At 71.2% G+C, this 9,252-nt stretch carries 10 protein-coding genes; 5 read left to right on the forward strand and 5 right to left on the reverse strand.

Going from position 1 to position 9,252, the window contains the following annotated elements; genetic code table 11:
• The 3 genes from VFM98_RS14730 to VFM98_RS14740 form a co-directional block, all read left to right on the forward strand.
• Window positions 1-1,719 (forward strand): branched-chain amino acid ABC transporter ATP-binding protein/permease (locus VFM98_RS14730; RefSeq protein ID WP_325110663.1); only part of this gene is annotated, 1,719 nt, incomplete at its 5' end.
• Window positions 1,712-2,425 (forward strand): ABC transporter ATP-binding protein, encoded by a 714-nt coding sequence (locus tag VFM98_RS14735; RefSeq protein ID WP_325110664.1) that lies wholly within the window; start codon window positions 1,712-1,714, stop codon window positions 2,423-2,425. The genes VFM98_RS14730 and VFM98_RS14735, both read left to right, overlap by 8 nt.
• A gap of 94 nt (window positions 2,426-2,519) precedes the next feature.
• Window positions 2,520-3,284 carry a sulfite exporter TauE/SafE family protein gene (locus tag VFM98_RS14740; protein WP_325110665.1) on the forward strand — a complete coding sequence of 255 codons (765 nt, stop codon included), beginning with the start codon at window positions 2,520-2,522 and terminating at the stop codon, window positions 3,282-3,284.
• 19 nt (window positions 3,285-3,303) lie between these two features.
• On the opposite strand, the gene VFM98_RS14745 is transcribed toward VFM98_RS14740, so the two are convergent.
• The 3 genes from VFM98_RS14745 to VFM98_RS14755 form a co-directional block, all read right to left on the reverse strand.
• A complete protein-coding gene (locus tag VFM98_RS14745) occupies window positions 3,304-4,491 on the reverse strand; it encodes an FTR1 family protein (protein ID WP_325110666.1) in 1,188 nt (395 codons plus the stop codon).
• 120 nt (window positions 4,492-4,611) lie between these two features.
• Window positions 4,612-6,453: a glutathione-regulated potassium-efflux system protein KefC gene (gene kefC, locus VFM98_RS14750; protein WP_325110667.1), complete on the reverse strand. Its 1,842-nt coding sequence runs from the start codon at window positions 6,451-6,453 to the stop codon at window positions 4,612-4,614.
• The gene (locus VFM98_RS14755) at window positions 6,454-7,092 is read right to left on the reverse strand and encodes an NAD(P)H-dependent oxidoreductase (RefSeq protein ID WP_325110668.1); all 639 of its coding nucleotides are present in this window, start codon (window positions 7,090-7,092) and stop codon (window positions 6,454-6,456) included. It lies immediately after the preceding gene.
• A gap of 62 nt (window positions 7,093-7,154) precedes the next feature.
• On the opposite strand from VFM98_RS14755, the gene VFM98_RS14760 reads away from it, so the two are divergent.
• Both VFM98_RS14760 and VFM98_RS14765 read left to right on the forward strand, forming a co-directional pair.
• Window positions 7,155-7,772 (forward strand): ParA family protein, encoded by a 618-nt coding sequence (locus VFM98_RS14760; RefSeq protein WP_325110669.1) that lies wholly within the window; start codon window positions 7,155-7,157, stop codon window positions 7,770-7,772.
• Between the two features lie 27 nt (window positions 7,773-7,799).
• On the forward strand, window positions 7,800-8,255 hold the full coding sequence (locus VFM98_RS14765) for a MaoC family dehydratase (RefSeq protein WP_325110670.1): 456 nt from the start codon (window positions 7,800-7,802) through the stop codon (window positions 8,253-8,255).
• Window positions 8,256-8,448: 193 nt separating this feature from the next.
• On the opposite strand, the gene VFM98_RS14770 is transcribed toward VFM98_RS14765, so the two are convergent.
• Together VFM98_RS14770 and VFM98_RS14775 are read right to left on the reverse strand one after the other, a co-directional pair.
• Entirely contained in the window at window positions 8,449-8,919 is a 471-nt protein-coding gene (locus tag VFM98_RS14770; RefSeq protein WP_325110671.1) for a tRNA (cytidine(34)-2'-O)-methyltransferase, read from the reverse strand.
• Between the two features lie 19 nt (window positions 8,920-8,938).
• Window positions 8,939-9,252: ComF family protein (locus VFM98_RS14775; protein ID WP_325110672.1), on the reverse strand; the 314-nt coding region annotated here is incomplete at its 5' end.

The following is a 9,252-nucleotide window of genomic DNA, read 5'->3' on the forward strand; positions in this document are numbered from 1 at the left end:
GAATCGATCCTGTACCTGGTGTGCCACTGGATCGTGCTGGCGGTGTCGTGGAACATCCTGTCCGGCTATTCGGGCTACTTCTCCTTCGGCCACGGCGCCTTCTTCGGCATCGGCATGTATGCGACGGCAGTGCTGGCGGGCAAGCTGGACTGGCCCTTCGTCGCCACGCTGCCCTTCGCCGCCCTGCTGCCGGCGCTGCTGGGGCTGCTGCTCGGGTTCGTGGTGTTCCGCGTCAAGGCGGTGCGTGGCGAGCTGTTCGCGCTGCTCACGCTGGCGGTCACCTTCGTCGTGGCGACCATCATCCTCAACACGCCCATCGACGGCGGCCCGGGCGTGTACCTCAATGCGGTGCAGGTGCCGAAGCTCGCGCCGGCGCCGGCCTCGTCGATCTACCTGCTGGTGCTGGCCGCGGCGGTGCTGACGCTGCTGGTGGCGTATGGCGTGTACGCGTCGCGCCTGGGCACCGGCCTGTTCGCGATCCACGACGACGAGGACGTGGCGGAGGTGATGGGCGTGCCCACCTTCCGCTACAAGCTCGCCGCCTTCGCGCTCTCCTGCGCGCTGGCGGGCGTGGCCGGCGGCATCCACGCGCTGTTCGTGCAGTACGTGACGGCGGGCGAGACCTTCAACATCACGGTGCCGCTGACGGTGGTGCTCATGAGCGTGCTGGGCGGCACGCGCCACTGGGCCGGCCCGGCGATCGGCGCCACGGCCATCACGGGCCTGTTGTACTTCTTCACCGCAGGTGACCATGCGGTGGCGGGGCGCGCGGCGGTGGGCGCGATCCTGGTCGCGGTGATCCTGTTCATGCCGGAAGGGATCCTGGGGCAGTTGCTGAAGCGCAGGAAGGCAACGGCGCAGCCGGCCGAACAGGGTCACCTCCGCGCAGGCGAGGATGCAGATCCGGCGCCCGAACAGCGTCATCCCCGCGCAGGCGGGGATCCAGGACCGGTGCAGCCGGCACCGGCCCGGCGTCCGATCCCCAACGGTCCTCCCCTGCTGGAAGTCCGTGGCCTCTCCAAGTCCTTCAAGGGCGTGCAGGCCCTCGACCGCGTGCACCTGCAGGTCCACCCGGGCGAGATCCTCGGCCTGCTGGGACCGAACGGCTCCGGCAAGTCGACCCTGATCAATGTGGTGAGCGGGCATTACCCGCTGTCCGCCGGCGAGATCGTGTTCGACGGCCGCAATCTCACCGGCGCGCCCGCGCACCGCATGGCGCACGCCGGCATCGCCCGCACCTACCAGATCCCGCGCCCCTTCGCCCACATGACGGTGCTGCAGAACGTGGCCCTGGTCGCCATGTTCGGCTGCGCCTCGCTGCCGCGGAAAGAAGCCGTGCGCGAGGCCTGGAAGTGGCTCGAATTCACCGGCCTGCAGGCGCGCGCCCACGCCCTGCCGGAGGACCTGAACCTGCACCAGCGCAAGTTCCTCGAGCTCGCCCGGGCGCTGGCCGCGCGGCCGCGCCTGGTGCTGCTGGACGAGGTGCTCTCCGGCCTCACGCCCGGCGAGATCAACGAGGCCATCGAGCTGATCCGCCGCATCCGCGACCAGGGTGCCACCATCGTGTTCGTCGAGCACGTGATGCGCGCCGTGATGGCGCTCACCGACCGCATCGTGGTCCTGAACCACGGCAAGCTGATCGCGCAGGGCGAGGCCGCGGAGGTGATGAAGGACACCGAGGTGGTCAACGCGTACCTGGGGAAGCCCGCCTATGCTTGAAGCCGCGCAACTGCAGGCGAGCTACGGCGCCGCACCCGCGCTGTGGGACGTGTCGGTGCGCGTGGCCCCGGGCGAGCTGGTGTGCGTGGTGGGTCCCAACGGCGCCGGCAAGAGCACGCTGATCAACGTGATCGCGGGGCTGCACCGCGCACGCGGCGGCCGCCTGCAGTTCGAGGGCGAAGACCTCACCCGCCTGCCCGCCCACCTGTTCTGCGCCCGCGGCATCGCCATCGTGCCGGAGGGCCGCCGGCTCTTCACCGGCATGACGGTGCAGGAGAACCTCGCCCTGGGCAGCTTCCTGCCGCAGGCCAGGGCGCAGCGCGCCGAATCGCTGGCGCAGGTGCTGGCGCTCTTTCCCGCGCTGGAGGCCAAGCTCGCGAGCCCGGCCGGCGCGCTCTCGGGCGGGCAGCAGCAGATGGTGGCCATCGCCCGCGCGCTCATGAGCCGGCCGCAACTGCTGCTGCTGGACGAGCCTTCGCTGGGCCTCGCGCCGGCGGTGGTGCTGGACATGTTCAAGGCGATCCGCGGCATCAACGCCCGCGGCACCTCGGTGCTGCTGGTGGAGCAGAACGTCGCCATGGCGATGGAGATCGCGCACCGCGCCTACGTGATGGAGGAAGGCCGCATCGTGGCCGAGGGCGCGCCGCGCGAGCTGCTGGCACGCCCGGAGATCCAGAAGGCTTATCTCGGTTTGGAGGCTGTGTAACTTCTGCATGCGCGCGTGTGGCGTGCATGGCCTCGAGCGGGCCCGACGGCCGGCTGTTACGCTACACCCCGCCTCCGGCCACGAAGTCGCTCCCTTGAACCTCCCCCTCATCACCGACGGCCTGTTCTATGCCGTCGCAATCCCTGCCGTGCTCCTCATGGGCGTCAGCAAGAGCGGCTTCGGCGCCGGCTTCGGCTCGCTCGCGGTGCCGCTGATGGCCATGGCGGTCAGCGTGCCGCAGGCCGCCGCCATCATGATGCCGGTGCTGTTCGTGCTCGATTGCATGGGGCTCGCGGTCTACCGGCGCGACATCCAGTGGCCGCTGCTGAAGTTCCTGCTGCCCTTCGGCCTGCTCGGCACGGTGGTGGGAACGCTGATGTTCCGCCTGCTCGATACGAAGCTGGTGGCGGGCATCGTCGGCCTGTTCACGCTCGCCTTCCTCGCCCAGCGCGTTCTGTTCCCGCCCAAGGCCGACAGCCCGCCGCCGCCACGCTGGCTGGGCGCGCTCCTCACCGCCACCTCCGGCTTCACCAGCTTCGTCGCCCACGCCGGCGGGCCGCCGCTCACGGCCTACGTGCTGCCGCTGCGCCTGTCGCCGGTGGTGTTCACTTCCACGATGGCGGTGTTCTTCTTCGCGATCAACCTGGCGAAGTGGGGCCCCTACGGCTGGCTGGGCCTGCTGGACCTGCGCAACATGAGCACCTCGCTGGCGCTGCTGCCTTTCGCGCCGGTCGGCGTCTTCATCGGGGTGAAGGTCGCCCGCCGTATCTCACCGGTGCTGTTCTATCGCTTCATCACGCTGGGTATGCTGCTCACGGGATTGAAGCTGGTGTGGGACGGCTTCCTGGCCGCGCGCTGACGCGTTCTCGGTCCCGTCTTCAGTGGCGCCGCCGCCGGTGGTGCAGCAGCACCGCGAGCCCCAGCCCCGCCACCAGCCCCTGGGCGGCCAGGCCCTGCGCCGTCGGATGCAGGCCCAGCGCGGGCAGCATCGCGAAACGCACGGCGCTCGCCGGCAGCAGCTGCGCGTCCTGCAGCTCGGAAATCCCGTGGCCGACGAACACCAGCGCGATGGCGGCCAGCAGCACGGAAGTCGCCGCCTGCAACCGGGCGAACGGCAGTGCGCCGCTGAAGCGCACGATCGCCCAGGCGAGCGCCGCCAGCAGCACCGCCGCCGACGCGACGCCGCCCGCGATGGCGCTGCGCCCCGAGGCTGAGGCGTGCGCCCACAGCACCTGCAGCAGGATCACGATCTCGAACAGCTCGCGGTACAAGGCGAGGAAGGCGACGCCCGCGAGCGCCCATGCCGTGCGCCGCTCCACCGCGCCATTGCTGCCATCGGGCAGCAAGGTTTCCCGGGCCAGCGGCGACGAGCGCCGGGGCAGGCCGAAGACCACGTACAGCAGCATCGCCGCGGCGAGCAGGGTCGTGACGCCCTCGGTGACTTCCCAGTCGGCGCCGCCGGATTCCACGAACGGGCCGGCGGCGAACCAGGTGGCGAGCGTCAGCAGCACGGCGGCCATCCAGCCCGCATGGAGAGGGTCCATGGCCGCCGCCTGGCCGCTCCTGCGCACCATCGCGGCCAGGGCCGCCAGCACCAGGACCGCCCCGATGCCTTCGCGCAGCGGCACCAGCAGCGCGCTCACGTAGAGTGCCGCGGCGGTGCGGGCATCGCGCTCCAGGCGTTCGGCGGCGCGATCGAGCAGCCGCTCGACGCGCGTGGCGTGGGCCGCGACGGTGCCGGCGCGCTGGTGGGTGTCGATGGCGGCAGCCAGCGCCCGCAGTTCGCGCCGGATCTCGTGCCGCAGCCCCGCGTCGCTCGCTTCCACCCGTGCGGCGAGCGGGCGAAGGGCCTCGCGGGCGGCCCCGACCTGGTTGCGCGCCAGCGCCACGTCGTGGCGCACGTAGGCCCAGACCGCCTCGCGCAGCAGCGTGCGCGCCAGCACGATTTCCGCGGGGCGCGCGATCTGCTGTTCGCCCTGCGCTGCGAAGTCCGCCCGCGGCAGGCCAGCGCCGGCGGCGACCAGGAGCAGGCGCAGCCAGCGCAGGAACGCGCCGCGGAGGTTCATGGCGACAGGACGAAGTTGCGCGCAGGATAGCGAGCGGCTGCCGCGCTGCCATCCTGTCAATCTTGACAAAGCCGACGGGCGGCACGCGCCGCGCCGGAGCCCGCGCGCAGCGAAGCGGCCTCAGGGCCGCGACTCGTCCCAGCCCGGCAGGCGCTCCTCGCCGCGCTTGCGGCGCGCGGCGTTCTCGGCGCGCTCGCGCGCCATCTGCTCCTCCAGCTGGTGGCGGCCTTCCTTCACCACCGCGATCATGCGGGCGCGGTCGCGGTAGTGCGGGTACATCTTCTCGAACAGCTCCAGGTTGTGGCGGCGGAAGCGCATCGCCTGTCGGCGCGCCTCGAAGGGCGTGTGCCCCAGCACCTCCAGCACGGTGCGGCCGCTGCGCAGGCTGGACTCGAACAGCTCGCGCTCCACCCGCATCACGCCGCGGTCGCGCAACGCGTTCCAGTGCGGCACGTCGCGCGCGCGGGCCACCAGCTCCAGGTGCGGGAAGTGCTCGCGCACGAGGTCGATGATGCGCAGCGACTGCTCCTTGTCGTCCACCGCCACCACCAGCACGCGGGCCTTGGCGGCGCCGGCGGTGCGCAGCAGGTCCAGCCGGGTGGCGTCGCCGTAGTGCACCGTGTAGCCGAAGGAGCGCGCCGCCTCCACCATGTCGGCGTCGTGATCGAGCACGGTGGAGGCGATGCCCTGCGCGTTGAGCAGGCGGCCGATGATCTGGCCGTAGCGGCCGAAGCCGGCGATGATCACCGGCGCCGCCTGCGGCTCGCTCAGTTCCGGCAGGCGGCGGCGCCGGCCGCCGGAAAAGCGGGGCAGCACCAGCCGGTCGATCGCCAGCAGCAGCAGGGGCGAGAGCAGCATCGAGACCGCCACGGCGCCGATCAGCAGCGAGGCCGTTTCGGCCGAGAACACCCTGGCGCCGGCGGCGGCCTGGAACACCACGAAGGCGAATTCGCCGCCCTGCGCCAGCAGCAGCGTGAACACCGGCCGCTCGGCCAGCGGGATGCCCATCGGCTTGGCGATGCCCCAGATCACCGCCGACTTCAGCACCAGCAGCAGCACCACCACCAGCGCCATCCAGCCGGGCGAGCGCGCCAGCACGCCGAAGTCGATGCTCATGCCCACCGCGATGAAGAAGAGCCCCAGAAGCAGACCCTTGAAGGGCTCGAGGTCGGTCTCGAGCTCGCGCTTGTATTCGCTTTCCGCCAGCAGCACGCCGGCGAGGAAGGCGCCCAGGGCCATCGAGAGGCCCACCAGCTGCATCAGCGCCGCGATGGCCACCACCAGCAGCAGGGCCGCCGCCGTGAAGATCTCCGGCGTGCGGCTCTTGGCGATCCAGCGCAGCACGGGGCGCAGCGCGAGCCGGCCGCCGAGGATGATGCCGCCGATCACGGCCACGATGCGCAGTGCCTCGAAGCCATGGCCGTCCCCGCGCGCGTCCTGCGTTCCGCCCAGCAGCGGCAGCAGGGCGAGGATGGGAATGGCCGCCACGTCCTGGAACAGCAGGATGGAAAAACCGGCGCGGCCGCTGCTGGTGGGCAGCAGGTTGCGCTCGCCGATCACCTGCAAGGCGATCGCCGTCGACGACAGGGCCAGCCCCAGGGCCGCCACCAGCGCAATGCGCCACGGCGCGCCGGCGATCAGGCCGGCCGCGAACAGCAGGGCCGCGCACCCCAGCACCTGGGCGCTGCCCCAGCCGAAGATCGGCCGGCGCAGGCTCCACAGCCGGCGCGGCTCCAGCTCCAGGCCGATCAGGAACAGCATCAGCACCACGCCGAATTCGGCGAAGTGCAGGATGTCCTCGACGTTCGTCACCAGGCTGAAACCCCAGGGCCCGATGGCGATGCCGGCAGCGAGGTAGCCGAGGATGGAGCCGAGGCCGATCGCGCGCGACAGCGGCACGGCCGCCACTGCGGCGCCGAGATAGATCAGGCTGTTGGTCAGCCAGGCAGGAGCGTGTTCCATTCAGTCGAAGTCGAGGGCGTCCGCCGCGGGGCGGTCGGCGCTCGGCACGTCGTTGATCGGGGAAGTGGCGAGTTCGGCGATCTCCGGCCAGTCCGGGTAGCTGGCGAGGCGGTCGCGGAAGACCGCCGCGTGGGCATCGAGTTCCTCGCTGCTCACGCGGTGCGCGCCATGCAGCACCATCGGCGGCAGGAAGCGCATGCCGCACAGGGCCGCAGTCTGCTCGTAGGGCGGCAGGAAGGCGTCGAAGAAATAGCGGTTGTAGCCCTGCGGGTGGTAGGCGGCCTCGGGGCCGCCGGTGCTGGTGACCAGCCAGCAGTCCTTGCCGCGCAAGGCGGTGCCCGCGCGGCCGTAGGCCCAGCCGTAGCGCAGCACCTCGTCCAGCCACAGCTTCATCAGCGGCGGCATCGAGTACCACTGGATCGGATGCAGCAGCACCAGCAGCCGCGCCGCCTCCACGTGGGCCTGTTCGGCGGCGATGTCGATGTCGTAGTCGGGGTAGCGCGCGTACAGATCCTGCACCTGCACGCCGGGCACACTGCGGGCCTGCTGCTCCAGCAGCCGGGTCACGCGCGAATAGCGCCAGTCGGGGTGCGCCGCCAGCACGTACACGCCCGGCGGGCGGTTTGCGGACTCATCCATGCCCTGTACCATAGTCCAAAGTGGCCCAGGCTCGGCGGGGCCGCGCCATCAGGAGCCCGTTCATGCCGGTCGTCGTCGTCGCGAACCCGAAGGGTGGGGTGGGCAAGTCCACCATCGCCACGAATATCGCAGGATTCCTGGCCAGCCGCGGCCACGGCGTGATGCTCGGCGACGCGGACCGGCAACAGTCCTCCCGCCTCTGGCTGCGCCTGCGCCCGCCGGAGGCGCGGGCGATCAGCAGCTGGGAAGTGGGCGAGGGCAAGCTCGCCCGGCCGCCGAAGGGCACCACGCACGTCGTGCTCGATACGCCCGCGGGCCTGCACGGCAAGTTGCTGCAGGAGGCACTGCGGCTGGCCGACAAGGTGGTGGTGCCGCTGCAGGCGAGCATCTTCGACATCTACGCCACGCGGGCCTTTCTCGACGAGCTGGTGCAGCTGCGCAAGGCCGGCCGCATGCAGGTGGGCATCGTCGGCATGCGGGTGGACGCGCGCACCATCGCGGCCGACAAGCTGCAGGAGTTCGTGGAGGGCCTGGGCCTGCCGGTGCTCGGTTTCCTGCGGCCGACGCAGAACTACGTGCACCTCGCCGCGCGGGGGCTGACGCTGTGGGACGTGGCGCCGGCCAAGGTGGAGCGCGACCTGGAGCAGTGGCGCGCCATCACGGAGTGGCTGCAGGCGTGAGGGCGAGCGGGATGCTGTAATCGGGCGATGAAGACCATCGATTCCCTTGCCGAACTGCCGGCGCTCGTGGGCCAGGAACTGGCGGTGAGCGACTGGATGCCCGTCACGCAGCAGCAGATCGACCTGTTCGCCGACGCCACCGGCGACCACCAGTGGATCCACGTGGATCCCGAGCGCGCGAAGTCGGGCCCGTTCGGCACCACCATCGCGCACGGCTTCCTGACCCTGTCGCTCATCCCGAAGATGGTGGAGTCGGCGCTCGAGATCCGCAACCAGCGCATGAGCGTGAACTACGGGCTCAACCGGGTGCGCTTCCCGGCGCCGGTGCCGGCGGGCAGCCGGCTGCGCGCGCGCGTCAAGCTGCTGGAGTGCGAGCCGCTGCCGCAGGACGGCATGCAGATCGTGTGGCAGGTGACCGTGGAGCGCGAAGGCGGTGACAAGCCTGTCTGCGTCGCCGAGTCGGTGACGCGCCGCTACGGCTGAGTCCTGTAACTCGTAACCGGCCCTTACCCGGCTCAAAAAAAATGCCCGCACGAGGCGGGCAGGAAGAAAGGAGTCTGGGTTGCCTGGCCTGCCCTGATCGGGCCGGTTAGAGCGCAGATGCAGGACCGTTCGTGGGCTTTCAAACACAGCCGCATGAAACAGCGCATTGCTCCTGTGCCCGGTTGCACAAGGCTCAGGCAGCACCCGCGAAGCCTTGCTGGCGCCACGCCTCGAACACCGTCACGGCCACCGCATTGGAGAGGTTGAGGCTGCGCTGCGCGGGGCGCATCGGCAGGCGCAGGCGCTGCTGTGGCGCGATGGTTTCCAGCAGCTCCGGCGCGAGGCCGCGCGTCTCCGAGCCGAAGACGAGCCAGTCGCCCGGAGCGAACGCCACGTCGTGCACGCGCCGCGTGGCGCGGGTGGTGAGGGCGAAGAGGCGCTCGGGTGCGGGTTGCTCGGCCTGCAGCAGGGCGGGCCAACTGGCGTGCCTTCGCACCTCGGCGTACTCGTGGTAATCGAGCCCGGCGCGGCGCAGGTAGCGGTCCTCCATCGAGAAGCCCAGCGGCTCCACCAGGTGCAGCGTGCAGCCGGTGTTGGCCGCCAGGCGGATGACGTTGCCCGTGTTGGGCGGGATCTCGGGCGTGACGAGCACGATGTGGAACATCGGGGGATTGTGGCGTGGCTCAGCCCTGCGAATGCGGCTCCGTGCGCGCGAGGACGACGGCGCTGACGCGCCGCGCGCCGGCCTGCCGCAGCGCCTGCGCCGCGCCATGCAGCGACGCTCCGCTGGTCATCACGTCGTCGACCAGCACGACGTGCTTGTCCCGCACTTGATGCGCCCGCAGCGGCTCGACGCCGAAGGCGCCCGCCACGTTGCGGCGGCGCGCGGCGCGGTCCAGCGCCGTCTGCGAGCCCGTCTCGCGCAGGCGCAGCAGCAGCGTCGCATCGGTCTTCGCGGCCGCCAGCTGGCGCGCCAGCAGCAGCGCCTGGTTGAACC

It is taken from the genome of Ramlibacter sp. (assembly GCF_035706265.1).
Classification (GTDB): Bacteria; Pseudomonadota; Gammaproteobacteria; order Burkholderiales; family Burkholderiaceae_C; genus Ramlibacter.